The organism is Hafnia alvei (assembly GCF_964063325.1).
Lineage (GTDB): Bacteria > Pseudomonadota > Gammaproteobacteria > Enterobacterales > Enterobacteriaceae > Hafnia > Hafnia alvei_B.
Genome location: NZ_OZ061315.1, coordinates 711,966 through 738,529, shown reverse-complemented (window position 1 = coordinate 738,529; position 26,564 = coordinate 711,966). Strand labels below are relative to the sequence as shown.

Sequence of the window (26,564 nt, the reverse complement as noted above, 5' to 3'; positions counted from 1 at the left end):
CGGTTTTTTGGCGACGCTAATTACTGCCCTAACGCCTGCTGCGCCTCTTTCAACTCATCTTGAGCTTCGACCAGTTTTTTCTCTTTTTTACTGATTTTGTCAGTTTTACCGGTTTGCTGAGCTTCGCTGAGCTCCTGCTGGCGTTCAGCAACTTTCTGCTGTTTTTCTGTTACGTCCTTTTGCAGATCGGCGCGTAGCCCGGCTTCAGTGCAGTTGCTTTTCACTTCACTAAGCGCCTTCTGCAAACCTGCAACGCGATGCGTATTGTTGTGCTGTTGGGCATATTGGATCTGTTCTTCAATACTTTGTTGCTTGCTAGCACAGGTCACCGCCGCAGCATTAGCAGCTGCGCTCATCATGCCCAAAGAGGCAACGGTCATAGCAAAAATTACGGTTTTTTTGAATGTCATGAAAAGTCCTTATTAAGTTTGAAAGTGCCCCACTCCTGGGACATGTATCTTTGTATCATCGAAACAAACATACGATTCGATAAGCATAACGCGATCGCTGAAGTGCGTCCGACCGTTATAACTATAACCTGCAATTATTAACGATTACTTATCACTATCATTAAATAATAGGTGCTTTGTCGTCAAAAAAGGGAGCCGGTAATCGAAAAATCAGACAATCCTTAAAAACCAAAACAGAGCCATAAGGCTCTGTTTTTAATGTTTAGCTGCTAAGTCTCGGTTGCCTGGGAAGATCCTTGACGTCACCCTCGCCTGACTGAAATAGCGTGCGCCGATGCGTTTTAGAAGCAATGCTATAGCCACGCGGCAGCACCGTCTGAAGCACATGCATTGCCTCATCTTGCTGTTCGGGCTTAGCTAAATGAACCAGCAAACCGTTCCCGTCTGGCGTGATGCTTTTAATACTGATGCCGTGCTCATCGAGTTTCTGGTAGACAAAAAAACCATCGGGCGTTGCTAAACCAGACTGCGTTGCGCTGATTTGCAGCGTGGTTTCCTTATGCACCAAATGTGGCACCACCCACCATGCAAATGCAGCGACGATCAGCGCCAAAAGCAGCAAAGCACGCTTCCATCCAAGCCGTTGAATAAGTAACAGAGTCACGTTATTTCCTTTGCTCAGGCTGTGTTGTTGCATGTTTTTTACGCCATAGCACGACCAATGACCCCACCAATCCCACGACCAGAAGAACCAGCGGCAGCATCATCAACAGGAACATCAGCTGGTCTTCATAACGCAGGAATAACGGCGTTTTACCCAGCACATAGCCTAGCGTTGTCAAAATAATGACCCACAGAAAACCGCTCACCCAGTTAAAGAACTGGAAGCGAGTGCTGCTTAAACCCGAAAGACCCGCAATCAGCGGCAACAGCGTGCGCACGAAAGCAAGAAAACGTCCGACCAACAGTGCCGAAAGACCGTGCTTGTGGAACAAATGATGCGAGCGCTGATGGTAGTGTGCGGGAAGATGAGAAAGCCACTTTTGCACCAGCCTGGTATTGCCTAACCATCGCCCTTGGATATACCCCACCCAACAGCCGAGGCTAGCCGCGGTAGTTAGCACAAAAATAGTCATGCCAAAGCCCATAGTACCTTTAGCAATCAGCACGCCGACGAGGATCAGTAAACTATCACCCGGTAAAAAGGCCGCCGGCAGCAAACCATTTTCCAGAAATAAAATCACAAACAAAATGCCGTAAATCGTCCACACTAGCGATGGATTCGCCAGTGTTTCATAGTCCTGCTGCCACAGGGCGTGTATCAATTCGTTAATCATATCCATCGAGTATTCCTAACTGAAAATTCGGAAGGTCCATCCGCCAGCTCATCTCATGGACGTCACAAAGGACGATGGAGTCAGGGAGCTAGCTAAAGTTAACCAACGTGCGCGTGGCATCCGGTTGGTCATACGTCAGCTTTCCTCTGTATAGAATATTACTCTCTTTCCAGCCACCCAGCCGATTTTGATGTGGGGGAAGCTGTAATGTTCGTAATAGAGCAAGAGAAACAACCTCGGCGCTATACTGTCGAGAGGCTTCGAAATAGGGAATTTCCGCGCGCAGCGGTAGAGGAGCATCCGGCAACTTAGGCGACGCTCGCCCTTGTTCTGATCCCGATTGCATATGGAGGCGCAGCAGCGCCGCCAGTTTCCGCGAATTAGATTTACGAGAAAGATATTGCTGACGTTCACTAGGCAGTTGCATGACCGACATGGACAAACTGTCTATGAATATCTCGTCTAAATCGCTATCTGCTTTAACAACGTAGGCTGGATTAGCATAGTGATTCGCATTGTGCGAATGCCAAGCCGTTTGCTTGCCAGAGGCCATACTGACCCAGCATAACAACAGTAACATAACGGTGGCAGACGAAAGACGCTTCAATATTTTGTTGCTTCCAGACATATGCAGAAAAAAGTCGGCTAACTGTAGCAAAATCACCGTCTAGGAAACAGCAGAAAATACGCATTTATCACGACGAATTTAGCGATATATAGGCTTATTTGCGTCTAGTTTCCACGAGGTTCAAGAAAAGGAAACAAGAAGGAAAAAAAGTAGGTATTAGTATGATCAATGAACCATGCCGTGTTTACCTATTACTCTCAATAAACACACGATCTCAATAAACACGGCTAGACATGACTGGTTAACCTGGCATTGAACCACGGCTTAGCAGCGCATAGCCTGCGGCAACCGCAATCATACACAGCACCAGATTCAAAATAACGTTCATGGCCGCCCGCAGCCAAAATCCTTGAGTAAACAACGCTAGGGTATCAAACGAGAACGTGGAAAAGGTGGTTAATGCCCCCAGAAAACCAACCGCAATCAGTGGGCGCCAATGAGGAGAAATTAGCGTTCCGGTATTTAGCGCCGCAACCAATAACCCCATGATAAAACAACCCACCACGTTCACCGTCAACGTTGCGTAAGGGAATGAACTCCCAAACCAACCGTTAAACCAATTGGTAATTTGAAAACGGGTAATAGCTCCCACGGCGCCACCAAAGGCAACAATCAGTAGTGTTAGGCCATAGCTCATGGCGTGCTCCTTGATAATAACAAGCATGTTATAAATGAAGACTGTTAGCAGCGACGATTTGATTGACTACAGGGAGAGAATTTTAGCCCGGCAGCCAAACACTATCGCCCTGAATAAACAGAGAAATAAAGCTCAGACTTCTGCCAGGCGTCATCAGCGAAAAGAGATAGCTCTTTTGGCGGTTTTTAGTTGCCGAGAATTTAGCAACCAACGGTGGAGCACCATCACCGATTGAATTATAGATTAAGCCGACGATTCTTTACAACATACAATCAGTTGGGTGAAATCATTTAGCGTTGGTCACGCCGTCCAAATGAACCACCGGGTTTTCAGCGAACAGATAGCGATCGACGTTAAACTCAAAGTCATCGGTGGTTGCTTGGAAAAGCATTTGCTTCGTATTTTCCAAATGTTGCCACATCGCCACCTTCGCGCCGTAAGGATCTTTACGCATTAGCGCTTTGAGGATCTTGTCATGATCTTCGCACCAGCTTTCGATCGACACATCATCGATATGCTCATGGAGTTTTAGCCAATACGGGTTATGAATACGCTGGCTCCACATCTGCTCCACAATCGTAGCCATAGCTGAGTTCTGCGTGGCCAAAGCGACCTGCACATGAAATTTCAAATCCCATTCAGAATCACGGAAACGATCTTCCTGACGCGCATGCTCCTGAATTTCCATCAGCGCCACAATGTCCTGTTTGGTGACCTGAGTCGCCGCAAACTCAGCAATATTACTTTCAATCAGCTGACGTGCTTGCAGCAGCTCAAACGGCCCTGCACTCGCAAACTGAATATTGCGGTTGGGCTGAACCAACGTTTTTGGCTGATTGCTGATGACATGGATGCCAGAACCTTTACGCACCTCAACATAGCCCTCTACCTCCAGCATGATGATAGCCTCGCGAACCACTGTGCGGCTCACGTTCATCTCTTCGGCGATAAAACGCTCGGCTGGCAGCTTCTCACCCACAGGGTAAACGCCTGATTCGACGCGCTGTTTCAGCTCTGCGGCTAACTGTTGATACAGTCTTCTGGGTTCTGTGAATTCCATTTATGGTGCTCTATTAGGGTTAAGAGTGGGCAAATGCTGTGATACATGCAGATTTAAATCTGTTATACCACTTTTCCAATATGGGCACCAGAGAGCCCAACGCTCTGGTTATGGGTAAAAAATACAGGTAAAAAAAATCCGCCGATAAAGGGCGGATTTCAAGGATACGGTCGATAACTTAAACCGTTAATATATCAGAAGGTTACACCGTTGCTTTCTGATGGCTCGATGCCGCCTCAACCTCTTCCGCCGTACGGTTTTGCAGCACCGTCCAGATAACCAGTGCCCCCAGCAGGTCAAAGACCGCTAGCGCTGCGAACAGCGGGCTAAAGCCGATAGTATCTGCCAATGCCCCGACGACTAGCGCAAACATGGTACTTGCAGTCCATGCCGCCATCCCGGTCAAACCGTTAGCGGTCGCTACCTCATTACGCCCAAAGACATCGGAAGATAACGTGATCAATGCACCAGACAGAGACTGGTGAGCAAAACCACCTACACACAGCAAAGCGATTGCCGCATAAGGGCTGGTGAACAAGCCGATCATCCCAGGGCCAATCATCAGAACTGCGCCCATGGTGACAACCAACTTACGCGAAACAATCAGGTTTACTTTGAAATATTTCTGGAACAACGGAGGCAAATAGCCGCCCAGCACGCAACCAACGTCAGCAAACAGCATCGGCATCCAGGCAAACATCGCAATTTCTTTCAGGTTGAAGCCGTAGGCTTTGAACATGAATAGCGGGATCCAAGCATTGAAAGTCCCCCACGCTGGCTCAGCCAGAAAACGTGGCAGAGCAATGCCCCAGAACTGGCGGTTACGCAGAATTTCCCATGCAGACATACGCTTAGCGTTGTTGGTTTGGTGATGCGCTTCCTGACCGCTCAGGATGTAATCACGCTCTTCGTCTGACAGTTTCTTCTGGTCTTTCGGATGTTTGTAGAAGATTAACCAGCAGATTGCCCAAATCAGGCTGAGCGCACCGGTAATAATGAAGGCCATTTCCCAACTGTGTGCAACGATAGCCCACACCACTAATGGAGGCGCAATCATCCCACCAATCGATGAACCTACGTTAAAGTAACCCACGGCGATAGAACGTTCTTTCGCAGGGAACCATTCGGATGAGGCTTTCAAACCAGCAGGGATCATCGCGGCTTCAGCCATACCCACCGCACCGCGTGCGATAGCTAAACCACCCCAGCTACTGGCTAATGCAGTACCCATACAGAATACCGCCCACAGGATGGCAAACAGTGCATAACCCACCTTCGTTCCCAGCACATCAAGCACATAGCCCGCAACGGGCTGCATGATGGTATAACACGCAGAATACGCAGCAATAATGTAAGAGTATTGCTGGGTGGTGATATGCATGGTGTCTTGTAAGGTCGGAGCAGCAACGGCAATGGCGTTACGAGTTAAGTAACCCAATACAGTTCCCACGGTAACCAAGGCTATCATGTACCAGCGTAAGCCTTTAATTTTACGCATTTAAACTCTCTCCCAGTATATCCCGTAACCTTCAAGCGACATCAGCATTGGCCGACTTCCGACACCTTGAAATTGTTTGGGCTTAGAACTCTGCCTTGTGGAACGCCTTTGGCGATATGTGCAAGGCTGCAATGAACCGCGCTTGTGACTGCGCCGCGTAATAACTCTCCATATTGAAACGGTGATGGCGTTACTTATGAGGTACGCATCTACCTTATTCATCTGCGCTGTGGTTCTAAAACTACGGCTCTAGATGGAAAGTTCGGACGTTCCTGTTCCGACTTTGAATTGGTTTTCTGTTGCTTGGTCAATAGATATTGGTCAAACCACTATTCATGATTGGTTAGGGCAATACTCATCTCTCAGCGGAGGCTAAGATAACTTGTCATACAGATTTAAAAGTTGAGAGCCATCACAAAAACCATTTTTGGATTAAGGAATAATAAACACACATTTTGGCCACGTAGAAAAGTGGCTTCATAAGCGAAAGTGCTGAGTAATTATTCTGTTTTGTTGCTTTCATTACGCTAATCGCGGAAAAAGTTCTGGACGAGCGCCATAATTGGTGTGATAACTTTAGCCGCAAAAGAATAGCTCACCGAAGCGTTACGCTCCTGAGGAACCCGATTATGTCGCAGTTTTTAACCGAAGATTTCTTGCTTGATACCGAGTTTGCGCGCCGCCTGTACCATGATTACGCGGCTGAACAGCCAATTTTTGACTATCACTGTCATCTCCCTCCTGAGCAGATTGCACAGGATTATCGGTTTAAAAACCTGTATGACATCTGGTTAAAAGGCGACCACTATAAATGGCGTGCGATGCGCACCAACGGCGTTGCCGAGCGTCTGTGCACCGGTGACGCAAGCGATCGCGAGAAGTTTCAGGCATGGGCTGAAACCGTTCCTCATACCATTGGTAACCCGCTCTACCACTGGACACACTTAGAATTACGCCGTCCATTCGGCATTACCGGTACCCTGCTCTCTGGTACAACGGCAGACGATATCTGGAATCGCTGTAATGCGTTGCTTGAGCGCGATGAGTTCAGCGCTCGCGGCATCATGAAGCAGATGAATGTCAAAATGGTAGGTACTACGGACGATCCTATTGACGATCTGAGCCATCATAAAATCATCGCGGAAGACAGCAGTTTTGACGTCAAAGTGCTACCGAGCTGGCGTCCAGATAAAGCATTCAATATTGATGCCGCGACCTTCCCTGAATATATGCAAAAGCTGAGCGCTGCGGCCGACGTTGATATCCGTAAATTCAGCGATGTCTGCGATGCGCTTAAAATCCGGATGGACCACTTTGCCGCGCATGGCTGCAAGGTGTCTGACCACGCATTAGATGTGGTTATGTACGGCGAAGCCGACGAAGCCACATTGAACAGCATTCTGACTCGTCGTTTAGAAGGCAAAATGCCAACCGAGCAAGAAGTTGCCCAGTTTAAAACTGCGGTACTGCTGTTCTTGGGTGCCGAATACCACAAACGCGGTTGGGTGCAGCAATACCATATTGGCGCACTGCGCAATAACAACTCTCGCATGTTTGAAACCGTTGGTCCTGATATCGGTTTTGACTCTATCCATGACGCGCCGGTGGCTTTCGCCCTTTCTCGCTTGCTCGACGCGCAAAGCCGCTCTAGTGGCTTAGCCAAAACCATTATCTATTGCCTGAATCCACGCGATAACGAAGTTATCGGCACCATGATTGGTAACTTCCAAGGCGAAGGCATGGCGGGAAAAATGCAGTTCGGCTCTGGCTGGTGGTTCAACGATCAGAAAGACGGAATGCAACGCCAGATGACTCAGTTAGCCCAGCTTGGTTTGCTGAGCCGCTTTGTTGGCATGCTCACCGATAGCCGCAGCTTCCTGTCCTACACCCGTCATGAATATTTCCGCCGCATCCTGTGCCAAATGATTGGTCGTTGGGTGGCTGATGGCGAAGCACCGGCAGATATCGAATTGCTGGGCAATATGGTGAAAAACATCTGCTTCGATAATGCCAAAAACTATTTTGCGATTGAGTTGTAATTATCCTAGGGCGGTTTAGCCGCCCCTTTTTTCTATACCCAAAATAACTCGAGTTGCAGGAAGGCGGCAACGCAGTGAATCCCTAGAAGCTTACTTGAGTAAGTGACTAGGGTGAGCGAGGAAAGCCAACGCACATGCAACTTGAAGTATGAAGGGTATAACACCCAACGCTTGTTCCTTTTATATGTTGAAGGCCGCCAAATGGCGGCCCCTCTGAGGTAGATCCAGAATGCAAACTCTTAATCGTCGTGATTTTCCCGGCCGCCAGCACCCAGACAAAGTGATTCAGTTTGGTGAGGGTAATTTCCTACGCGCGTTTGTAGACTGGCAGTTGGATCTGCTGAATGAGCATACCGATTTAAATGCGGGCGTCGTTGTCGTACGCCCACTAAATAGCGATTTCCCGCCGTCGCTCAGCACGCAGGACGGTTTATTTACCACCATTATTCGTGGTTTGAATGAACAAGGCGAAGCCGTTCGTGAGTCTCGCATCATTCGCAGCGTGAACCGCGAAATCAATATGTATCAAGACTTTGATGCCTATTTGGCGCTGGCGCATGATGCCAACATCCGCTTTGTGTTTTCGAACACCACCGAAGCAGGTATTAGCTATGTCACCGAAGATAAGCTGACCGATACCCCTCCAACTAGCTTCCCAGCCAAGCTGACTCGCTTACTCTACGAGCGTTTTTGCCATTTCGATGGCGCAGCCGATAAAGGTTGGGTGTTACTTCCATGCGAACTCATCGACTACAACGGTGAGGCACTGCGTGAACTGGTGTTGCGCTACGCTCAGCAATGGGATTTACCGTCAGAATTCGTTCAGTGGTTAGAACAAAGCAACACGTTCTGCTCGACGTTAGTAGACCGTATCGTCACCGGATACCCGCGCGGCGAGGTCGAAGCGTTGACGAGCGAACTGGGCTATCAGGACGCATTTTTAGATACCGCAGAGCACTTTTACCTGTTTGTCATCCAAGGCCCACAGTCGTTGGCCCAAGAGCTTCGTTTAGATGCCTTTGCTCAGGATCATAAGCCGCTGAACATTCGCATCGTTGACGACATCAAACCCTATAAAGAACGCAAAGTGGCGATCCTTAACGGCGCTCATACCGCACTGGTTCCGGTGGCATTCTTAGCAGGACTTAACACCGTGGGCGAAAGTATGAATGACGCTCAGATAACCGAGTTCGTGGAGAAAGCGATTAGCCAAGAGATCGTGCCGGTGCTCGACCTGCCAGCTGATGAGCTGAAATCCTTTGCCGATGCGGTGCTGAGCCGTTTCCGTAACCCGTTTATTCAGCACCAATTGTTGTCCATTGCGTTAAACGGTATGACGAAATACCGCACGCGTATTCTGCCTCAGGTGCTGGCTTACCAACAGAAGACCGGCAAATTGCCACAGCGTTTATGTTTTGCCCTTGCCGCGCTGATCGCGTTCTATCGTGGCGAACGCGATGGTGAAAGCTATCCGCTGCAAGATGATGCTCATTGGCTCGAACGTTACCACTCCGGCTGGAGCGCAGTAAAAGCAGGAAGCGAAAATCTGGAAGGCTTAGTACAAAAAATCCTGAGCGATGCCGAACACTGGGGACAAGATCTTAACCAGATCCCTGAGATGACCCAAACCATCGCCGGATACTTACAGCAAATTGAACAGCACGGTATGCGTTCTGCCGTTTCATCATTATCCGCTACTGCCTGAGCTGAATTGAATTATGCAAAATATGCCAAGCGTTATTAAAATTCACCCGCTGGATAATGTCGCCGTTGCCCTGCGCGATCTCAGCGCAGGTGAAACCCTTAGCGTGGAATCACAATCTATTCATTTACTGAGCGATATTGCTCGTGGACACAAATTTGCCCTCACGCCTTTGGCATCGGGTGACATGATTGTGAAATATGGTTTACCCATCGGCCATGCCTTAACCGCGATTGCCGCAGGTGAACATATTCATTCGCAAAACGCGAAAACTAATCTCAACGATCTGGATCAGTATCAATACCAACCCGATTTTGCCGATCTTCCGGCGCAGATGGCCGATCGTGACGTACAGATCTATCGCCGACAAAACGGCGATGTAGGGATCCGTAATGAGCTTTGGATCTTGCCTACCGTTGGCTGCGTTAACGGTATGGCTCGTCAGATGTTAACCCGCTTTTTGAAAGAAACCGGCGATGCCGAAAGCATCGACGGCGCTTATTTGTTTACTCATCCATTTGGTTGCTCACAGTTGGGCGACGACCACATCAATACCCGTACCATGCTACAAAATATGGTGCGCCACCCTAACGCCGGTGCTGTCCTGGTCGTTGGGTTGGGCTGTGAGAATAACCAAATTGCGGCTTTCCGTGACACGCTGGGTGAATACGATGCCAGCCGCGTACATTTCATGGTGTGTCAGCAACAGGATGATGAAGTTGAAGCCGGTATCGAACATCTGCACCAGCTTTATCAAGTGATGCGCAACGATCGCCGTGAAGCGGGCAAACTCAGCGAGTTGAAATTTGGCTTAGAATGCGGCGGTTCTGACGGCTTATCCGGCATTACCGCTAATCCGCTGCTGGGGCGTTTCTCTGATTATGTGATCGCCAACGGCGGCACCAGCGTTCTCACCGAAGTACCTGAAATGTTTGGCGCTGAACGCATTCTGATGAGCCGTTGCCGCGATGAATCTACGTTTGCAAAGACCGTCGACATGGTTAATAACTTCAAACAATACTTCATCGAACACAACCAGCCTATTTATGAAAACCCGTCTCCGGGCAACAAAGCGGGCGGTATCACCACGCTGGAAGAGAAATCCTTAGGCTGCACACAAAAAGCAGGACAGAGCCAGGTTATCGACGTGCTGCGCTATGGCGAAAGGTTAAAAACACCGGGGCTGAATTTGCTGAGCGCACCGGGCAATGATGCGGTTGCCACCAGCGCTCTGGCCGGAGCCGGATGCCATATGGTGCTGTTTAGTACCGGTCGCGGTACGCCATACGGCGGCTTTGTTCCAACCGTGAAACTGGCTACCAATACCGAAATCGCGACCAAAAAACCGCACTGGATCGACTTCGATGCAGGCCAGTTGTTGCATGGTAAAACCATGGATCAACTGCTGGTTTCATTCATCGACATGATCGTCAATATCGCCAATGGGCATCAGACGCGTAACGAAATTAATGATTTCCGCGAACTGGCCATTTTTAAGAGCGGTGTAACGCTATAAAGCCATAGCAATAGTCGCTCGCAGAAAAAACGGCGTTCGTGTGAGCGCCGTTTTTCTATCTGAAGCGACATGAAGAAAGGATTAAAGGGAGTTAGATATGCATAGCTACGAGTGGTTTGCACAGGGCGTGGGCGTTTTTGCTTTTCTGGTAGGTATCACCACTTTCTTCAATCGCAATGAGCTGCGCTTTAAATACCAACTCTCTATTTATTCAGCCATTATTGGTCTGCATTTTTTCCTGATGGGCGCGCATTCAGCCGCCGCTGCTGCCGAACTTAATGCCATTCGTACTGTGATATCCACTCGCACACGCAGCACTTGGGTGATGTTTATTTTTATTGCTCTCACGTTAGGGTTTGGCGGCTATAGCCTGCAGCACGCGATGGAATTGCTGCCGATTATTGGCACCGTTGCCAGTACCTGGGCGCTCTTCCGAACCAAAGGATTAACCACGCGTTGCGTCATGTGGTGCTCCACCGCCTGCTGGGTCACGCACAATATCTGGCTGGGCTCGATTGGTGGTTCACTGATTGAAGGGAGTTTTTTGCTGATGAACGGCTTCAATATTATCCGTTTTCGCCGCATGCAGCTGCGCGGGATCGATCCGTTTAAAGTTGAAGGTAAAGCTTAGCGACAGAGGTATGCCAGATCGTTTAAGAGATTGAGGTACACGGGTCTACCACCCCGCGGGGCGCTCCCTAAAATCAGGCTTTTAAATAATCGACATTAATCTATCGAGAGGTCAAAACCTCCAGCCCAACGAGCGGGCTGGAGATTGAGTAAAACCATTACAGCGCGAGGAAGAAACCAGCGATTGTGGCGCTCATCAGGTTTGATAACGTCCCTGCGGCCACGGCTTTCAGACCGAAGCGGGCGATATCATGACGGCGCGTAGGTGCCATGCTTCCCAAGCCTCCGAGCAAAATAGCCACCGATGAGAGATTCGCAAATCCACACAGAGCGAAGGAGATAATCGCTTTGGTATGGTCGGAAAGAACCTGCAAGCCCGCGGCGGTAACTTCCGCATCCGCTTTGAGGTATTCGCCAAAGTTCATGTATGCCACAAACTCATTCACGATAATCTTCTGACCAATGAAAGAACCCGCAATCTGGGATTCGCTCCACGGCACACCGATCAGATAAGCAATCGGCGAGAAGACCCAACCCAAGATCAATTCCAGTGAAAGCTGCGGATAGTCAAACCAACCGCCGATGCCGCCCAACATACCGTTCACCAGCGCAATCAGCGCGATAAACGCCAATAGCATGGCACCCACGTTCAACGCCAATTGCATACCGGATGCCGCACCTGCAGCCGCCGCATCAATCACGTTAGCCGGACGATCTTCTTCAGCAATCAGCGCCGCTGCGTCAGTTTTATCGTGGGTCTTTTCCGTTTCAGGCACAATCAGCTTGGCAAAGAGTAAGCCACCCGGCGCCGCCATAAATGACGCCGCAATCAGATACTCCAACGGCACGCCCATTTGTGCGTAACCCGCCAATACTGAACCCGCCACCGAAGCTAAACCACCGCACATCACGGCAAACAGCTCAGACTGCGTCATGGTGGAGATATATGGGCGAACCACCAAAGGTGCTTCAGTCTGACCCACAAAAATATTTGCGGTTGCAGACAGGGATTCTGTTCGGGAGGTGCCCAACAGTTTCTGCAAACCACCGCCGAGCAAACGGATCACGATTTGCATAATGCCGAGGTAATACAGCACAGCAATTAATGAGGAGAAGAAAACAATAACGGGCAAAACGCGCAGTGCAAATACAAACCCGCCACCGCCAAAGACTTCGAACATTTTGTCAGACACTAGCCCGCCGAAAATAAACGAAATCCCTTCATTTCCGTAGGCAATCACGTTGGCGACGCCAGAGGACATGGCACCCAACACATCTCGCCCTGTGGGAACATAAAGCACGAACGCGCCGATAACGACCTGAATAAGAAATGCGCCAATCACGGTGCGTAGGTTGATAGCACGACGATTGCTCGAAAGTAGCACGGCAATCAGAATGAGTACCGCCATCCCTACCACGCTCATAATAAGTTGCATGGAATAGTCCCTGTAACGCGTTAGATTTTTTGATTGAGTATCGACGAAAGATTCATATTGCCGATGGGGGCGATTATACCGAGGAGAGAGGAATTATTGGTCAGTGTCGTCACAGTTTTATACAACTTGAAGCATCTAAAATCATTAAAATGAGATGCACATCACATCAATGAAAACAGGTATTTCATCCGCATTTATAATAGTTAGCAATGAATCTAAAACAGCGCGGAAATACCGAACAATCTATCAGTATTTACCAATATGGCGTCGGCTATCACTGCGGGAGGTTCGGGTCTGAGTTGGCATAGCGTTTCGAATACCTGACGCACACGTTCAGGGCGGTTTGGCTCTCCTTGGTAACCCGCCAATGGCATATCGGGCGCATCGGTTTCCAGCAGTAATGCGCTTAATGGCAATTGGGCGATCACCTGCCGTGTTTTCTGCGCTCGCTCGTAGGTTATCGTGCCGCCAACGCCGATAAAATAGCCTAACTTAATGAATGCCTGAGCCTGTGAAAGGCTGCCAGAAAAACCGTGCACAACGCCACATCGCGGCACCGCGGCATTTCTTAACTCACGAGCTAGCTGATCGTGGGAGCGGCGCGAATGTAAGATCACAGGTAAATCATGCCGCTTGGCCAGCTTTAACTGAGCTTTTAGCAGCGTAATTTGTCGCTCAAGCTGTGGGTCGTCCATAAACAAATCAAGCCCAATCTCACCGATTGCGACTAGCTTATTTGGTTTCTGCGCCAAGGCCTGAGCAAGAACATCAATATCCTGCTCTCGATGCTGGGCGATATACAGTGGATGAAGACCTAATGCGGCGTATAGCATCGAGTAACTGTTCGCCAGTTCAAGCACTCGCTGAAAGCGCTGTGCGCTGATGGTTGGCACGATGATGCTACGCACTCCCTGTGCGTATGCCAGCTCAAGGCTTTCGGACTCATTACCGCTAAACGGCGGAAAATCAAAGTGACAGTGTGTATCGACGAACAGCGCATCAGCCATAGGAGCCATCACGTCGAACTGTCCTGCGAAGACGGTTTATCTGCTTTTTTGGCAGCGCTAGGGTCAATGGTGGTTTGCCGAGCGCTTTTATCCAAATGCACGCTATCAGGCAATATCAAAGACTTCTCCGCCACCATATTGGTTTGCGGTTCCGGCAGGACGATGCCATTTTTAGCCGCCGAGTGCGTTGCCGCCACAATTGGCACTTCAGGAGAAATCGTATCTGACGGCTGCAATAAACGACGAGAGAACGCTCGTTTGTCTGCATTGGTTTGATCTTCTCGTGGCAATAGCCAGTGCCCAACGGTGGCTAAGAAATAGCGACCACAGCGACGCCCGAGATGATAATCCGCATTTAAGGCAGCAGTTTTGCTCCCTAACGCATGGCTTGCCAGCGGCTTCGGCGGATAGATTTCAAATACCCTCACTTTGCCGGGCGGTTTCTCAATGAAACGCTGAATACGACGATAGCTTTTCTCATGGTACTTCATCATCTTGACCATTTGCTGCAGGCTACTTTCACCCAGCAGGGCTTCCATTCGACGCATCCACTTTGGGGTATAGAACATTTGTGATGGCACGGTGCGTATCACCACAATCGTATCCGCTCCGCGTCGATGGGCTTCGCGCACCGGGATCGCATCGCTTATCCCGCCGTCATGATAGCTCACACCGTCTAGCTCAACGCCCCAGCGATAGAATCCAGGGATCGCGCTGCTGGCTTTGATCACATCCAGCCAATTTTTACGCTGAGCGGGGAAATAGGTAGGAGCAAAATCGTCACTACGGCTGGCACACATCAATAATTGGCGGCCATCGACTAAATGTTGTTCCGCATAATCCATCGCTAACGGTAGATCGTTTGCCGTAGCCTCAATCAGCCAATCAAGATCGATTAAGTGCCCACCACGGACAAAACGCAGCGGATTAAAGAAATCAATAGAGGTGGTGTAGCGAGTAATGACTCGTCGTGCGTAGCCTGGTTGGCCACAGACAAAAGCGGAAAGGTTTTGTGCTCCGGCAGAAGTGCCGAGATAGAGATCGAAGGGGTTAAAGCGCGCGCGCAAAAATTCATCCAGCACACCAGCGGTAAAAATTCCACGCTGACCGCCACCTTCACATACCAGCGCAATTTTACCCGGCTGGTAGGGTTTGTACGCCAACGGCTCTATATTGCCCAGCGTAATCGGTATTCTGTATCCCAACCATCCATCCTCAATGAGTCTTCACATCCTCCGAGGATACCCTGTCTTGCGCAATTCCGTAATCCTCTTGCAGCAATCCAAGGAGGCAATCATTGTTGCCAGCAAGCCATTCGCCGTCACTGCCAAGCCATTCAGCCAGAGTAGACCTGACTTGACCGCGAATCTGTTTCCACTTACCGACAACAATGTCACCGTTCATATTTACAAACCTTTAGTGCTTTCCATTAAAAATGGATGGCGAATTTGGTGTTGATACCCCCATCACTCATGTTGAATCATCCTAACAATGAGCGCTGAGGATATCTTTACCTAAGGACGACGACGTCCTGTAAATAGGCTGACCAAGAACAGAATAATACCCACTACAAACACCACTTTAGCTGCCCATGCCGCTGTACCGGCCAGACCACCAAAACCTAATGCTGCAGCGATTAATGCAATGATTAAAAAGATAATTCCCCAACGAAACATATGCTCTCCTTACCTTGCCTAAAATAAAAATGAAGTGTCGACCAACGACGTTCTTCTCTTTGTTTCTAAAAGGTCTTTGTTTCTCATAGGTAATCACACCGAACGCGCTCATAAGAGATACGTCCGGGGAAAGCAGATTACTGTTTTACCGTCAGATCGTTTTTAACGCTTTTTACACCTTCCACCGCGCTAGTAACACTTTCAGCACGATCGGATTCAGCTTTGGTTTTCACCGTACCGGAAAGCTGTACCAAGCCATTTTCGGTTTCCACTTTCACGTTACGTGATGGGACGATGTCATCAGCCAGTAATTTCGCTTTTACTTCGCTAGTGATAGCCGTGTCGCTGGCGTATCCGCTAACGCTGGCCTTGGTGCTATCTTTTACGTGCAGCTTATCGCTCACGGATTTAACGCCTTCAACGCCTTTCGCCAGAGTCACCGCGCGTTCTGCCTGATCCTGTGAGGAGACAAAACCGTTCAAGGTAACGACACCTTTGCTGGTATTCACAGAGATATCGTTGCTTTTGATATCTTTGGCATCAACCAGTGCACTTTTAACTTTAGCGGTAATCCCGCTATCGTCCATGTAACCATCAACTTTTTTCATGGAGCTATCGATTTTCGCACCGGTAGAGTCAGCCGCGCTTTGTGCCTTCTGCATTAAGGTTTCTTCTGCCAGAGCACTACCGCTAACCAGTACAGAACCTAAAACAATCGCCATTATTGAACGTGCAAACTTGGTATTTTTCATCGATTTCTTCCTTTTGATTTCAGTAACGGCTTAACGCCGTGGGCCGTATTTCAGTCAGCCCTTAATCACATCGTCTCATCGGAGACTCGCTGTGCTAATGCTTAAAAGTGTGGCCGTTGTTCACCATCGGCTCAGCAAGAAGCAGTTAAAACCAGCAATTAACAAACAAACGATTAACAAATCACGGTATGAAAAAACGTCTTGTGGACCACTCATCATCCATTATTTAAACTATCAATCGTTAGTCTGCTGATTTAAAATCAATACGTTATGCTTTCCGCTTTACCTTGGTGAAGTACTCAACTGTTAAACTAATCTAATCAAACCGATTAATTCTCGGTGTCATGCGCCACTGGAATAACTATAGCCCAGTAACAAAAAAATGCAGTTTAGATCACAATAACCGGCGTTTTTTTGTGCAAAAAAGCGGCTTATTAAGACGATTCTGCGAATTTTGGGTATAAAAAAACCGCACATGAGTGCGGTTTATCAGCAAATTCAGCAGAAAAATTACACGAACAAAACGATTAATGCTCGCGAGTTTTGCGGAATTTCACTTCAGGATAGCGTTCGCTAGCCAGATTAAGGTTAACCATCGTTGGCGCAATATAGGCTAAATTATCGCCGCCATCCAACGCCAAGTTCAGTTCGTTCTTACGTTTAAACTCTTCGAATTTCTTCACGTCATCGCATTCAACCCAACGTGCAGTTGATACGTTGACGGATTCATAGATAGCTTCAACGTTATATTCGCTTTTCAGACGCGCGACCACCACTTCAAACTGCAGCACACCGACCGCACCAACGATCAGATCGTTGTTGTGAATTGGGCGGAACACCTGCACCGCGCCCTCTTCTGACAGCTGAACCAAACCTTTCAGCAGCTGTTTCTGTTTCAGAGGATCGCGCAGACGAATACGGCGGAACAGCTCTGGGGCAAAGTTCGGGATACCCGTGAACTTCATCTCTTCACCCTGAGTGAAGGTGTCACCAATCTGAATCGTGCCGTGGTTATGCAAACCAATGATGTCACCCGCATAGGCTTCTTCAAGGTGCGAACGGTCACCGGCCATAAAGGTCAGCGCATCAGAGATCACCACGTCTTTGCCCGTACGAACCTGACGCAGTTTCATGCTCTTTTCATAACGGCCAGATACCACACGCATAAAAGCAACGCGGTCGCGGTGTTTAGGGTCCATGTTGGCCTGAATTTTAAACACAAAACCGGTGAATTTCTCTTCATCAGCGCTAACCACGCGGGTATCAGTCTTGCGCGGCATTGGCGCAGGCGCCCAATCCACCAAGCCATCAAGCATATGGTCAACACCAAAGTTACCCAGAGCCGTACCGAAGAAGACAGGGGTCAATTCACCATTGAGGAAATCGTCCTTATCAAATTCAGCGGCGGCTCCTTTCACCAACTCCAGCTCACCGCGCAGCTGCTCTGCCAGATCGTCGCCAACGGCAGCGTCTAGGTCAGGATTGTCCAAACCTTTAACGATGCGAACTTCCTGAATGGTGTGGCCTTTACCTGTTTGATACAGATAGGTTTCATCTTTATAAAGGTGATAAACACCCTTAAACGATTTACCACAACCGATTGGCCACGTGATTGGCGCGCACACGATACGCAGCTCGTTTTCGACTTCGTCCAGCAGCTCCATCGGATCGCGAATTTCGCGGTCGACTTTGTTCATGAAGGTCAAGATCGGCGTATCACGCAGGCGCGTAACTTCCATCAGCTTACGGGTACGATCTTCGACGCCTTTAGCCGCGTCGATAACCATTAAGCAGCAGTCAACGGCGGTCAGGGTACGATAGGTATCTTCAGAGAAGTCTTCGTGCCCTGGGGTGTCGAGCAGGTTTACCAAGCAATTGTGGTAAGGGAACTGCATCACCGAGGTGGTAATCGAAATACCACGTTGTTTTTCCATCTCCATCCAGTCAGATTTAGCGTGCTGGTTGGAGCCGCGCCCTTTTACCGTTCCCGCGGTCTGAATAGCCTGTCCGAATAACAGAACTTTTTCAGTAATCGTGGTTTTACCGGCATCGGGGTGAGAAATAATTGCGAAAGTGCGGCGTTTAGCCACTTCGCGAGCGTATTCACTAGGAGACATGTTTTTACGTTCTATCGTTAGCCACCCTGCGCCAGCGCCCGTAATTCAGACGATTTCTTGTTACGCAAAGCGGGAATAAAAAGGGTTATAACCTAAATAATTCGAGTTGCAGGAAGGCGGCAAGTTTGTGAATCCCTAGCAGCATAGATAACTATGTGACTAGGGTGAACAAACGTAGCCAACGCACATGCGGCTCGAAGTATGACGGGTATAGCGGGCTATTTTCTCTGATTTAATCAGGTTAGACAATCAATCGTTTTTTAAGCGCTAAGGTACAGCGATGCGGAAGTCGGAAGAGAGGCTCGCCCAATGGTTTCTTAATACGATTTTATGTTCCTCCTTCATGGGTAGTTCTTCGAGCATTGAAGGCCAAATTTGGCGTGCCGTAGTCATAGCATCGTGCAAATGAACGGCAATAGCGGGCCACGCAATTTTAAGGCTCTCAGCCCAGCGTTCAAAAGTCGATAATTCAATTCGTTGCCAGCGTTTTTCTTTTGCCATATTTAAAGCAACGCTGTCCTCACCGGCAACATAAGGTAACGTCGTCACAATGTCATAGGCCGGAGACAACCGAGCATGTAACGCATCGCGATAGATCATCGTCCAGTTTTTCAAATGTGCATCACCGTTCGCCAGCAGGATATTTGCCAATAAACGCCGCGCCATTTGTTGTACGTCGGCCAAGCCACCGGAACCAAACCGATATAACAACGCCGCCATAATGTCGTAGTTGTAGCGGCCATATTTTTCATGAGGATAGACATTCAATATTTGGGCAAAATCCTCGGTGTGTATCCTGCCCGCGTCGCTGCGATCAAACCGGCGAATGGCATACGCATAGCGTTCATCAGGTAGATTGATCTTGGGTAAATGATCTAGCTGAGACAGCTCAACTAATTTAATCTCAGGGATCTCAACGCCAATCGCTTTCGCCAGCATCATCGCCGTAAACTCATTTTCCGGTACGTGGGCATGTACCGTTGACGGCGTTTTGATAATCCAGCTATCGCCGTCGGTGTCTGCGCTAACATTAAAGCGGTTGTCTCGACTTTGAGCGGAAAACTTCATCTGCACACCGGCCAAAGAAAATTTATCCGTCTGATGGCGAACTTCAATCTGAACCGCCTCTAAGCGCTCCCCACGGGCAGATAATGCCCATGCAGGAATATCGCCTAAAGCAAGAGGCTTAGCGGTGATAGCCCCTGGCAAATTACCACCGGTGTAAGCAAATAACGGAAACTCGGCGTCATGATGCACTTTTAACGTTCGCGTCATTAAGTCTCGTAGCGCACCTTCGGAAAGAAGGTTAGACAGTACCGGCGGCAATCGCGTGGTCGATCTCAACGGTGACTGTAAATAATTGGGATAGATAACTTGTTGCAACGTAAAAATAGGACGAACCGAGAGTGGCAACGCAGCATATTCAGGATCAAAGGTCAGAATATTATGGTTGCTAGCATAATGCGCTAAAACCCCAATGCGTTGCTGGTTAAGATATAGCGCTAATGCCTGAACGGACTCAGTTTGTTTAGTCACGCTCAATCCTCCAGTTTACGTATGATATCTTCCCACTCATCATTCCAAACCAGCGCTTGCTCATCCGATGGCATCGGCATGCGATGATTATTAAAGATTGGGGCCAACAACTCTTCCACCGCCGGAACTTTATCTCGCGGCACCAGCATCATCTCCAGATCCATCCCTTCCAGAACCCTAAGTAGAGTCGACAAGCGTGGGTCGCCCCCCGCTTCAATACGTTGATATTGCTGTTGTGACATGCCGATTTTCATCAGCATATCTTTTTGGTTGAGATCGAGCTGTTGCCGACGAAGTTTAAGCAAGCTAGGTAGCTCAGAGAGGTGTTTCATGGCGATAAACTCAGCGTATGACAATAACAACAGATTAGTTGTTAATTATGCTATTAACAACTAATGAATTGTTTTTCACTCAAAATACAACTCAATAGTTGTTATTTGTAATAAAAACAACAAATCAGTTGTATTTAACTCAAAAAACAACAAATTCGCTGTTTTTTTTCAGATCAGCCCAGCGGTAACGCCATAATACGGGCATCTTCGCGGCCATCGGGAGTTGGGTAATAATTGCGACGTAGTGAAACTTCGTTAAAGCCTAGCGACTCATAAAGCGCTATCGCTGCGCGGTTAGAGTCTCGTACCTCTAGCCACAATGTCACGATGCCTTTTTCCTCAAGGCCCGCAATCAAGGCATCCAGTAATTCGCGGCCAAGCCCCTGACGTTGATGCGAGGGAGCAACGGCGATGTTGAAAAGCGTGGCTTCATCAAGCACCACCTGCGTAATCGCAAAAGCGGCGAGTTTTCCGTCGCACTCTAATTTCAGATTGTAATAGCGCTCCCCATGATTGCTGAGGAACGTTTTTTCCGTCCACGGAAACGCGTGGCTGGCACATTCGATGTCAAAAGCCGCTTTAAAATCAGCCTCGGTGAGAGGGGAAATCTCACCCTTTAGGGAAGAAATGTTGTTCATCATGACAAATTTGCTGCCATAGCGCGCGTTTGGCGCCTGAGTTATGGTAAAGCGCACTGAGCGCCGGAGAATGCAGCGTGGCGCTTGCGCGTTCAGTAGCCGGAGAGTCGCCTAGCCACCAAACATAATATTCAGCGCCATCATTAAGCATGGCGTACTGTTCAGGCGTGAGGATAACCGCCTGATCCGGTGTGAGCATCAATGCCTTAAGTACGTCACACAGCAAAACGTCGTCGGGAGAAATCGGCTCCGCGGAAACAATTAACAAGCGGGTCGAGCTAGGTACACTCACTGCAATCTCGCCATGCAGCGCCGTTGGACGCCGTAGCACCCACTGAGTAATACCAAGCTGCTGTAAAAGAAGGTCGCGTCGGGTGGCCATACTGTCCTGCTAGAGTGTCAAAGAGACGTTAAATAAACTATTTGGGGCGTATTCTAGCAAACCTACTAAGACCGCGTCATTAAAGCTCAATCTGCTTGTTACGCAAAGCGGCACGGTGTTGGCTGCAACTCCACATAGTTTGGGTATATACTGCGCGGCTAGTTAACCTAAGGAAACACGTTTAATGTCATTATTTACCCCTGCCAGCGAAGTCATTCTGCGCCACAGCGAGGAATTCGAATCACGCCGAGTCCTCTTTGCAGGCGATTTACAAGATACCCTGCCAGCACAGTTTGAAGCGGCAGAGGTTCGCGTTCACACCAATCAGTACCATCATTGGCAACAGCTGAGCCGCACCATGGCTGAGCGCTGCCAGTTTGGTCTGACAGCCGATGCAGAGCTGGTTGCCGATTGCGACACCCTGATTTATTACTGGCCAAAGAGCAAACAAGAAGCGCAGTTCCAGCTGCAAAACCTGTTTTCCTTGCTGCCGGTTGGCACCGAATTGTTTATCGTCGGTGAAAACCGCGCAGGCGTGCGTAGCGCCGAAGGTGTCATCGAGGCGTTTGGCCCGCTGAATAAAATCGACAGCGCACGCCGCTGTGGTTTGTATCACGGACGCTTAGAAAAACAGAGTGATTTCAACCTAGAAGACTGGTGGGAAAGCTATCAGACAGGCAGCCTAACTATCGCCACCTTGCCGGGTGTGTTTAGCCGCGACGGACTGGATGTCGGCAGCCATCTGCTGCTGTCATCGCTTGAGCCACACATGAAAGGCAAAGTTCTAGACGTTGGCTGCGGTGCAGGCGTTCTGTCTGCCGCAATGGCAAAAATGTCGCCAAAAATTAAGCTAACGCTGAGCGATGTCAGCGCTGCTGCGCTTGAATCTAGCCGTGCAACGCTTGCTGCTAATGATATTCAGGGCGAAGTCATTGCCAGTAACGTCTATTCCGACATTACCGGCCGCTTTGACATGATCATTTCGAATCCACCGTTCCATGACGGCATGCAAACCAGCTTAACCGCCGCAGAAACGCTGATCCGCGGCGCGGCTAAACAGCTGCAAATTGGTGGTGAATTGCGCATTGTTGCCAACGCCTTCCTGCCTTATCCACAGCTGTTGGACGATGTTTTTGGCGCGCACGAAGTGCTGGCACAGACTGGTCGTTTCAAAGTGTATTCAGCGCGCTTAGGCCGTGCTGCGATGGCCAAGAAAAAACGTTAATTTCTGCTTTTAGCTGGTAAGCCTCAGTTTACCAGCGCCCCACCTGCTTTTCTGTATGCCGTGTTATTGATCACGATAATTCATTGCCCTATCGTGATTTACAAAATAAATGCCCACATTTTCAGCAAACACGCATCAAACAGGCATTGATGGGGAAATAAGTGTTGACGTAACCGCGAAAATCTCTAGAATTCGCCTCCGTGGTTGTGTTGCTGCAAAGCGACATAAACGGTATGCGAAGGTGGCGGAATTGGTAGACGCGCTAGCTTCAGGTGTTAGTGTCCTTACGGACGTGAGGGTTCAAGTCCCTCTCTTCGCACCAAATAACCACGATGATTTATGCTTCACAGCATCTTGCGAAGGTGGCGGAATTGGTAGACGCGCTAGCTTCAGGTGTTAGTGTTCTTACGGACGTGAGGGTTCAAGTCCCTCTCTTCGCACCAAGCTGGTGAGCATAGTCAGACAATTGCCAAACAATTGTCAAACAATTGTCAAACAGCAGTACAGAAAAGTAATCTGATGTGCGAAGGTGGCGGAATTGGTAGACGCGCTAGCTTCAGGTGTTAGTGTTCTTACGGACGTGAGGGTTCAAGTCCCTCTCTTCGCACCAACAGATTGTTATTTCTCTCTCTAATCCAATTAAAATCCCTTCGTTTTTTTACTTCTTAACACTCCCTTTATATTTAATATCGCTCGTATCCATCAATATCAAATCCCAAAATAATTGTAATTTAATGAAATTGTCGCTAATCCTCCGGCCAGAGCGAGTCCAGATGGAAGCAGCACATAGTTTCGCAAACGTGGGTTAAACAACATCGCCAGCGTGACTAACATAGCCAGCACCATCATGCCTTTTAAAAAAGATAAATTCAGATTGGAAACAATCAGCATAGGCAAAACTAACGTTGGCAAGCTTATCCCCCAAATTCCGCTAAGAGATTTACAAACCCACAAGCTTATCCCCCACACCACCAGAAGCACCATCGCAGCAATCAGCATAACCTTCACCTTAAATGATAATAATTCCCAATATCATATACTGAGACATAGATCGTTTCATCCATGAATTATGTATGTGTAAAAGCATAAAAGCGGCAGGATTCAGTGAAGGGGCAGTATGATTTTCACGCAAAAAAAGTCGATGTAACCCACATTGATTACAAGCACATGACATCTTAGATCAAAGCTGTTAGTTTTATCGCCACATCAGACATCCCTAAGAAAATTCTTGTCTAAGAACTAACATATTACTGCCATTTTATATTTTTATTTGAGCGATATTGACAGTCACGAGCCTTATTTAATGAACGCAAAAAACTACGACGACCTATTAAATAGCAAAAGTCATATGACATTCCTGCTATTTATCCTGTTAAATGGTGCTACATCGTTTTATGCGCTGCTCAATCCATTACAAACAGATCCTCCGTATACGTTTGCGGGGATTGGCGTTTTTGCCTTTTGCCTATTTTCAGCCATCTCATTGATATGGCATCGCGACAAATATTTGCTGAAGCTCAACGTTGCATCTCTATTGCTAGGATTGCTATGGTCGTTTCATATAGCGGCTAAATATCAACATGTTGACGCCAACAGCCATGAATTTTTATTGATCAATCTGTTCAGCATATTTTTTATTGCCGCCGTCACGCTTTCTGACAACTTATTAGCGTTCTGTCTAAATGCCGTTCCCGTAGCAATAACCGTTATTGTGCTGGAAGATTTCCACAATATGACGCGCATTTTATTCGTTCTAACATTACCGATTATCGCACTGTCATTACACCACGCAATGACGCGCCGGCGTGAGGCATTTACCCGTCGACTGGTCACTCAACTAGAACAAGATAGAGCTCGCTTTAGCGATCTCAGCATGATTGATCCCCTTACCACGCTGCTTAACCGCCGTGGTTTAGAGTTTCAATTCCAGCATATGGGCAGCGATTGTGACCTCGAGCACAAACATTTTGTCGTCATGTTGGATATTGATTTTTTTAAACTCTATAACGATCACTACGGTCATCAATACGGTGATATAGCGCTTAAAAGTATTGCTCAAATTATCAAAGAAGCCGTTCGTACCAGAGATTTAGCCATTCGGTATGGCGGTGAAGAGTTTTTACTTATTTTACGCGACGCCTCTGAAAGCCTCGCGATACAAATATGCGAGCATATTCGTTTACATGTAGAACAATTGGCGTTAATCAATGAATATCAGCCAAATGGAAGCAACGTGGTAACAATTTCAGCGGGGCTTTCGGAGATGTACGGCAATAATTTGGAAAATGCCATAACGCGTGCCGATCAGGCGCTGTACATATCAAAACAGAAAGGCCGCAATAGAGTTTTACTGCAAAAAGAAACCTAATTTCTTTTTATAATCTGCTAGATAGAAAAATACTCTCTATCTAGCTAGGTACGAATTATCCACCACCAATAGATAGATTAAAGCATAAATTATTTAAAAAAATATAGTCCCGTATCGTAACCCTTATTTTTCCTGCCCGCCTATTTTGAGGCATCGAATGCATTCACATCCTGCACTTCGTTTTTCATCACCTCAAATTTTCAATTTCACCGTCATTGACGCCATGACACATTTAGTTCAACCACCATCTTGCGATTGATAATAGTTATCAGTATTATTGCGTTTTGGTATTTACTATCTAGGGTGTTGTGGTGAAGATAACTGCGCTGACTGAGTTTAATGCCTACTTTCCAGCCGTCTTTCCTGCTTTTCCGCCAGAAGCGGAAGAACTGACTGCGCTTTTTAGCCAGCACTACCCTCATTTTCTTACTACATTCCTGATCGATGAATCTGCTGCTAGCAACGATTTGTCGGCTATACAGTGGTCAACCGCAGAAACCTACGCCAAACTGATGGCAAGCTATCAGCAAGAACACTACGCTGAATACCCCGATAAAACGCCGGAAGCCAAACCGTTAGAATCACTCTGGGCGCAATGGTATTTTGGTTTATTGGTGCCGCCGATGATGCTGTTGCTACTTGAGCAATCAGCACCTCTCGATCCACATATTCGGCAGTTCAAAGTTCGTTTTCATGAAAGTGGACGCCCTGAGGCATTTATCTATTATCCGCAGTTAATGGCGGGAGATGCACGTAACAGCACTCCGCTGCAACGCATGGTATCTTTGGTTGAGCGTCATCTCATTCCAGCGGTAAACGCCATTGCTCGCCAAGGTGTTTTGAACACTAAGCTGATGTGGAGCAATATTGGTTATGTGATGCATTGGTATTTAGGGGAATTACGACCCCTGCTGGGTGATGCACTTTTCTCACAGCTTGAACAGGCTCTCTTTTTCTCTGCCTCTTTCCCCGATGGCCAAGATAACCCACTCTATCGCACCGTTCTGATGCGTAACGGCACTATCCAACGCCGTACCTGCTGCCAGCGCTATAAGCTGCCCAAGATGAAAGAGTGCGGTGATTGCCCGCTCACGCTGGGCTAGAAAAGCGGAGTCAACTTAAAACATTCTTATCTATTACTACTAAATCAAGTAATAGCTTTCTTGATCGGCGTCAGAAGAATTTCCCCTTCATTACGTATCCTTATGCGACTTAAAAACAAAGGATATGTTTTCAATGAATTGGTATATCAAGGTATTAAAAGATTACGCTAACTTTAATGGTCGAGCCCGCCGCAAAGAATATTGGTTATTTGGCCTTATCAACGGCATCGTGTGTGGGATCATATTTGCTCTAGCGCTCATATCAGGCAGCGCTATCATAAACGTTATCCTGATCTTGTATGTACTTGCGGTTGTCATCCCTAGTATGGCGCTCACAGCCAGAAGATTGCATGACACCGAGCATTCTGGCTGGTTTTACTTCGTTAGCTTCATTCCTTTAGTTGGACCAATCATTCTACTAGTCTATCTCTGTAGAGCAGGAACCACGGGCGCGAACCGTTATGGCGCAGACCCAAAAGCTGAGCAGCCAGTAGGCATCATTCAATAAGATCGCTTCATCACTAACCCACCTCTC

The 26,564-nt window shown here is 48.1% G+C and carries 27 protein-coding genes and 3 tRNA genes; 11 read left to right on the top strand and 19 right to left on the bottom strand.

All coding sequences use genetic code 11. From position 1 onward, the window contains the following. Nucleotides 1-20: 20 nt before the first annotated feature. The 7 genes from AB3Y96_RS03600 to AB3Y96_RS03570 all read right to left on the bottom strand — a co-directional run bounded on the left by AB3Y96_RS03600 (nucleotide 21) and on the right by AB3Y96_RS03570 (nucleotide 5,570). Entirely contained in the window at nucleotides 21-410 is a 390-nt protein-coding gene (locus AB3Y96_RS03600; RefSeq protein ID WP_072309081.1) for a DUF1090 domain-containing protein, read from the bottom strand. A gap of 262 nt (nucleotides 411-672) precedes the next feature. Beyond that, nucleotides 673-1,074 carry an EnvZ/OmpR regulon moderator MzrA gene (mzrA, locus tag AB3Y96_RS03595; protein ID WP_367298516.1) on the bottom strand — a complete coding sequence of 134 codons (402 nt, stop codon included), beginning with the start codon at nucleotides 1,072-1,074 and terminating at the stop codon, nucleotides 673-675. A 1-nt stretch (nucleotide 1,075) separates the two neighbouring features. Next, nucleotides 1,076-1,753, bottom strand: a complete 678-nt coding sequence (locus AB3Y96_RS03590; RefSeq protein ID WP_072309082.1) for a DedA family protein — start codon at nucleotides 1,751-1,753, stop codon at nucleotides 1,076-1,078. Between the two features lie 82 nt (nucleotides 1,754-1,835). Further along, entirely contained in the window at nucleotides 1,836-2,354 is a 519-nt protein-coding gene (locus AB3Y96_RS03585) for a hypothetical protein (protein WP_072309099.1), read from the bottom strand. Between the two features lie 262 nt (nucleotides 2,355-2,616). Continuing rightward, nucleotides 2,617-3,012 carry a fluoride efflux transporter CrcB gene (crcB, locus tag AB3Y96_RS03580; protein WP_367298515.1) on the bottom strand — a complete coding sequence of 132 codons (396 nt, stop codon included), beginning with the start codon at nucleotides 3,010-3,012 and terminating at the stop codon, nucleotides 2,617-2,619. 286 nt (nucleotides 3,013-3,298) lie between these two features. Next, nucleotides 3,299-4,072 (bottom strand): transcriptional regulator ExuR, encoded by a 774-nt coding sequence (gene exuR, locus AB3Y96_RS03575; protein WP_025799089.1) that lies wholly within the window; start codon nucleotides 4,070-4,072, stop codon nucleotides 3,299-3,301. Between the two features lie 202 nt (nucleotides 4,073-4,274). Then, nucleotides 4,275-5,570 (bottom strand): MFS transporter, encoded by a 1,296-nt coding sequence (locus tag AB3Y96_RS03570; RefSeq protein WP_072309083.1) that lies wholly within the window; start codon nucleotides 5,568-5,570, stop codon nucleotides 4,275-4,277. Between the two features lie 629 nt (nucleotides 5,571-6,199). On the opposite strand from AB3Y96_RS03570, the gene uxaC reads away from it, so the two are divergent. The 4 genes from uxaC to AB3Y96_RS03550 all read left to right on the top strand — a co-directional run bounded on the left by uxaC (nucleotide 6,200) and on the right by AB3Y96_RS03550 (nucleotide 11,458). Next, nucleotides 6,200-7,609: a glucuronate isomerase gene (gene uxaC, locus AB3Y96_RS03565; RefSeq protein ID WP_367298514.1), complete on the top strand. Its 1,410-nt coding sequence runs from the start codon at nucleotides 6,200-6,202 to the stop codon at nucleotides 7,607-7,609. 229 nt (nucleotides 7,610-7,838) lie between these two features. Further along, on the top strand, nucleotides 7,839-9,314 hold the full coding sequence (locus AB3Y96_RS03560; RefSeq protein ID WP_367298513.1) for a tagaturonate reductase: 1,476 nt from the start codon (nucleotides 7,839-7,841) through the stop codon (nucleotides 9,312-9,314). A 22-nt stretch (nucleotides 9,315-9,336) separates the two neighbouring features. Beyond that, on the top strand, nucleotides 9,337-10,827 hold the full coding sequence (locus tag AB3Y96_RS03555; RefSeq protein WP_367300271.1) for a UxaA family hydrolase: 1,491 nt from the start codon (nucleotides 9,337-9,339) through the stop codon (nucleotides 10,825-10,827). A gap of 97 nt (nucleotides 10,828-10,924) precedes the next feature. Then, nucleotides 10,925-11,458: a YgjV family protein gene (locus AB3Y96_RS03550; protein WP_072309086.1), complete on the top strand. Its 534-nt coding sequence runs from the start codon at nucleotides 10,925-10,927 to the stop codon at nucleotides 11,456-11,458. A 157-nt stretch (nucleotides 11,459-11,615) separates the two neighbouring features. On the opposite strand, the gene AB3Y96_RS03545 is transcribed toward AB3Y96_RS03550, so the two are convergent. The 11 genes from AB3Y96_RS03545 to AB3Y96_RS03495 form a co-directional block, all read right to left on the bottom strand. Then, nucleotides 11,616-12,881, bottom strand: a complete 1,266-nt coding sequence (locus tag AB3Y96_RS03545; RefSeq protein ID WP_175421607.1) for a NupC/NupG family nucleoside CNT transporter — start codon at nucleotides 12,879-12,881, stop codon at nucleotides 11,616-11,618. 227 nt (nucleotides 12,882-13,108) lie between these two features. Continuing rightward, a complete protein-coding gene (locus AB3Y96_RS03540) occupies nucleotides 13,109-13,909 on the bottom strand; it encodes a TatD family hydrolase (protein ID WP_367300270.1) in 801 nt (266 codons plus the stop codon). Then, the gene (locus AB3Y96_RS03535; protein ID WP_072309089.1) at nucleotides 13,909-15,105 is read right to left on the bottom strand and encodes a patatin family protein; all 1,197 of its coding nucleotides are present in this window, start codon (nucleotides 15,103-15,105) and stop codon (nucleotides 13,909-13,911) included. The genes AB3Y96_RS03540 and AB3Y96_RS03535 overlap by 1 nt, the downstream gene beginning before the upstream one ends. A gap of 10 nt (nucleotides 15,106-15,115) precedes the next feature. After that, entirely contained in the window at nucleotides 15,116-15,304 is a 189-nt protein-coding gene (locus tag AB3Y96_RS03530) for a stress response protein (RefSeq protein ID WP_025799074.1), read from the bottom strand. A 110-nt stretch (nucleotides 15,305-15,414) separates the two neighbouring features. Then, nucleotides 15,415-15,576 (bottom strand): DUF1328 domain-containing protein, encoded by a 162-nt coding sequence (locus AB3Y96_RS03525; RefSeq protein ID WP_004846733.1) that lies wholly within the window; start codon nucleotides 15,574-15,576, stop codon nucleotides 15,415-15,417. Between the two features lie 137 nt (nucleotides 15,577-15,713). Then, entirely contained in the window at nucleotides 15,714-16,328 is a 615-nt protein-coding gene (gene osmY, locus AB3Y96_RS03520) for a molecular chaperone OsmY (protein WP_367298512.1), read from the bottom strand. A 527-nt stretch (nucleotides 16,329-16,855) separates the two neighbouring features. Next, the gene (gene prfC, locus AB3Y96_RS03515; protein ID WP_367298511.1) at nucleotides 16,856-18,445 is read right to left on the bottom strand and encodes a peptide chain release factor 3; all 1,590 of its coding nucleotides are present in this window, start codon (nucleotides 18,443-18,445) and stop codon (nucleotides 16,856-16,858) included. A 267-nt stretch (nucleotides 18,446-18,712) separates the two neighbouring features. Then, on the bottom strand, nucleotides 18,713-19,981 hold the full coding sequence (locus AB3Y96_RS03510; protein ID WP_367298510.1) for a type II toxin-antitoxin system HipA family toxin: 1,269 nt from the start codon (nucleotides 19,979-19,981) through the stop codon (nucleotides 18,713-18,715). Nucleotides 19,982-19,983: 2 nt separating this feature from the next. Then, nucleotides 19,984-20,313 (bottom strand): helix-turn-helix domain-containing protein, encoded by a 330-nt coding sequence (locus AB3Y96_RS03505; protein ID WP_072309093.1) that lies wholly within the window; start codon nucleotides 20,311-20,313, stop codon nucleotides 19,984-19,986. Nucleotides 20,314-20,486: 173 nt separating this feature from the next. Then, the gene (gene rimI / locus AB3Y96_RS03500; protein WP_367298509.1) at nucleotides 20,487-20,954 is read right to left on the bottom strand and encodes a ribosomal protein S18-alanine N-acetyltransferase; all 468 of its coding nucleotides are present in this window, start codon (nucleotides 20,952-20,954) and stop codon (nucleotides 20,487-20,489) included. Continuing rightward, the gene (locus AB3Y96_RS03495; protein WP_072309095.1) at nucleotides 20,923-21,333 is read right to left on the bottom strand and encodes a DNA polymerase III subunit psi; all 411 of its coding nucleotides are present in this window, start codon (nucleotides 21,331-21,333) and stop codon (nucleotides 20,923-20,925) included. Before AB3Y96_RS03495 ends, rimI begins: the two co-directional genes overlap by 32 nt. Before the next feature lie 184 nt (nucleotides 21,334-21,517). Here AB3Y96_RS03495 and rsmC point away from each other — a divergent pair, with 184 nt between their 5' ends. The 4 genes from rsmC to AB3Y96_RS03475 all read left to right on the top strand — a co-directional run bounded on the left by rsmC (nucleotide 21,518) and on the right by AB3Y96_RS03475 (nucleotide 23,168). Then, nucleotides 21,518-22,558, top strand: coding sequence for a 16S rRNA (guanine(1207)-N(2))-methyltransferase RsmC (gene rsmC, locus AB3Y96_RS03490; RefSeq protein WP_072309096.1), 1,041 nt, complete (start codon nucleotides 21,518-21,520; stop codon nucleotides 22,556-22,558). 235 nt (nucleotides 22,559-22,793) lie between these two features. Further along, nucleotides 22,794-22,880, top strand: a tRNA-Leu gene (locus AB3Y96_RS03485). Between the two features lie 34 nt (nucleotides 22,881-22,914). After that, nucleotides 22,915-23,001: transfer RNA gene (locus tag AB3Y96_RS03480), tRNA-Leu, on the top strand. Nucleotides 23,002-23,081: 80 nt separating this feature from the next. Further along, nucleotides 23,082-23,168: transfer RNA gene (locus tag AB3Y96_RS03475), tRNA-Leu, on the top strand. Between the two features lie 98 nt (nucleotides 23,169-23,266). On the opposite strand, the gene AB3Y96_RS03470 is transcribed toward AB3Y96_RS03475, so the two are convergent. Continuing rightward, on the bottom strand, nucleotides 23,267-23,557 hold the full coding sequence (locus AB3Y96_RS03470) for a DUF1435 family protein (protein WP_367298508.1): 291 nt from the start codon (nucleotides 23,555-23,557) through the stop codon (nucleotides 23,267-23,269). Nucleotides 23,558-23,861: 304 nt separating this feature from the next. On the opposite strand from AB3Y96_RS03470, the gene AB3Y96_RS03465 reads away from it, so the two are divergent. The 3 genes from AB3Y96_RS03465 (at nucleotide 23,862) to AB3Y96_RS03455 (ending at nucleotide 26,537) form a co-directional block, all read left to right on the top strand. Beyond that, nucleotides 23,862-24,926 carry a GGDEF domain-containing protein gene (locus AB3Y96_RS03465; RefSeq protein WP_367298507.1) on the top strand — a complete coding sequence of 355 codons (1,065 nt, stop codon included), beginning with the start codon at nucleotides 23,862-23,864 and terminating at the stop codon, nucleotides 24,924-24,926. A 311-nt stretch (nucleotides 24,927-25,237) separates the two neighbouring features. Continuing rightward, a complete protein-coding gene (gene fhuF, locus AB3Y96_RS03460) occupies nucleotides 25,238-26,029 on the top strand; it encodes a siderophore-iron reductase FhuF (RefSeq protein WP_367298506.1) in 792 nt (263 codons plus the stop codon). 133 nt (nucleotides 26,030-26,162) lie between these two features. After that, nucleotides 26,163-26,537: a DUF805 domain-containing protein gene (locus AB3Y96_RS03455; protein WP_072310241.1), complete on the top strand. Its 375-nt coding sequence runs from the start codon at nucleotides 26,163-26,165 to the stop codon at nucleotides 26,535-26,537. Nucleotides 26,538-26,564 lie beyond the last annotated feature (27 nt).

Bases quoted from the DNA above. Each gene is read 5' to 3' on its own strand.
- AB3Y96_RS03560 (WP_367298513.1), top strand. From the start codon at position 7,839: ATGCAAACTCTTAATCGTCGTGATTTTCCCGGCCGCCAGCACCCAGAC.
- AB3Y96_RS03455 (WP_072310241.1), top strand. From the start codon at position 26,163: ATGAATTGGTATATCAAGGTATTAAAAGATTACGCTAACTTTAATGGT.
- rsmC (WP_072309096.1), top strand. From the start codon at position 21,518: ATGTCATTATTTACCCCTGCCAGCGAAGTCATTCTGCGCCACAGCGAG.
- AB3Y96_RS03545 (WP_175421607.1), bottom strand. From the start codon at position 12,881: ATGAGCGTGGTAGGGATGGCGGTACTCATTCTGATTGCCGTGCTACTT.
- AB3Y96_RS03525 (WP_004846733.1), bottom strand. From the start codon at position 15,576: ATGTTTCGTTGGGGAATTATCTTTTTAATCATTGCATTAATCGCTGCA.
- AB3Y96_RS03550 (WP_072309086.1), top strand. From the start codon at position 10,925: ATGCATAGCTACGAGTGGTTTGCACAGGGCGTGGGCGTTTTTGCTTTT.
- AB3Y96_RS03555 (WP_367300271.1), top strand. From the start codon at position 9,337: ATGCCAAGCGTTATTAAAATTCACCCGCTGGATAATGTCGCCGTTGCC.
- AB3Y96_RS03600 (WP_072309081.1), bottom strand. From the start codon at position 410: ATGACATTCAAAAAAACCGTAATTTTTGCTATGACCGTTGCCTCTTTG.
- rimI (WP_367298509.1), bottom strand. From the start codon at position 20,954: ATGATGAACAACATTTCTTCCCTAAAGGGTGAGATTTCCCCTCTCACC.
- uxaC (WP_367298514.1), top strand. From the start codon at position 6,200: ATGTCGCAGTTTTTAACCGAAGATTTCTTGCTTGATACCGAGTTTGCG.
- AB3Y96_RS03495 (WP_072309095.1), bottom strand. From the start codon at position 21,333: ATGGCCACCCGACGCGACCTTCTTTTACAGCAGCTTGGTATTACTCAG.
- AB3Y96_RS03465 (WP_367298507.1), top strand. From the start codon at position 23,862: ATGAACGCAAAAAACTACGACGACCTATTAAATAGCAAAAGTCATATG.
- AB3Y96_RS03570 (WP_072309083.1), bottom strand. From the start codon at position 5,570: ATGCGTAAAATTAAAGGCTTACGCTGGTACATGATAGCCTTGGTTACC.
- AB3Y96_RS03540 (WP_367300270.1), bottom strand. From the start codon at position 13,909: ATGGCTCCTATGGCTGATGCGCTGTTCGTCGATACACACTGTCACTTT.
- AB3Y96_RS03590 (WP_072309082.1), bottom strand. From the start codon at position 1,753: ATGGATATGATTAACGAATTGATACACGCCCTGTGGCAGCAGGACTAT.
- osmY (WP_367298512.1), bottom strand. From the start codon at position 16,328: ATGAAAAATACCAAGTTTGCACGTTCAATAATGGCGATTGTTTTAGGT.
- exuR (WP_025799089.1), bottom strand. From the start codon at position 4,072: ATGGAATTCACAGAACCCAGAAGACTGTATCAACAGTTAGCCGCAGAG.
- crcB (WP_367298515.1), bottom strand. From the start codon at position 3,012: ATGAGCTATGGCCTAACACTACTGATTGTTGCCTTTGGTGGCGCCGTG.
- prfC (WP_367298511.1), bottom strand. From the start codon at position 18,445: ATGTCTCCTAGTGAATACGCTCGCGAAGTGGCTAAACGCCGCACTTTC.
- AB3Y96_RS03530 (WP_025799074.1), bottom strand. From the start codon at position 15,304: ATGAACGGTGACATTGTTGTCGGTAAGTGGAAACAGATTCGCGGTCAA.
- AB3Y96_RS03470 (WP_367298508.1), bottom strand. From the start codon at position 23,557: ATGCTGATTGCTGCGATGGTGCTTCTGGTGGTGTGGGGGATAAGCTTG.
- AB3Y96_RS03505 (WP_072309093.1), bottom strand. From the start codon at position 20,313: ATGAAACACCTCTCTGAGCTACCTAGCTTGCTTAAACTTCGTCGGCAA.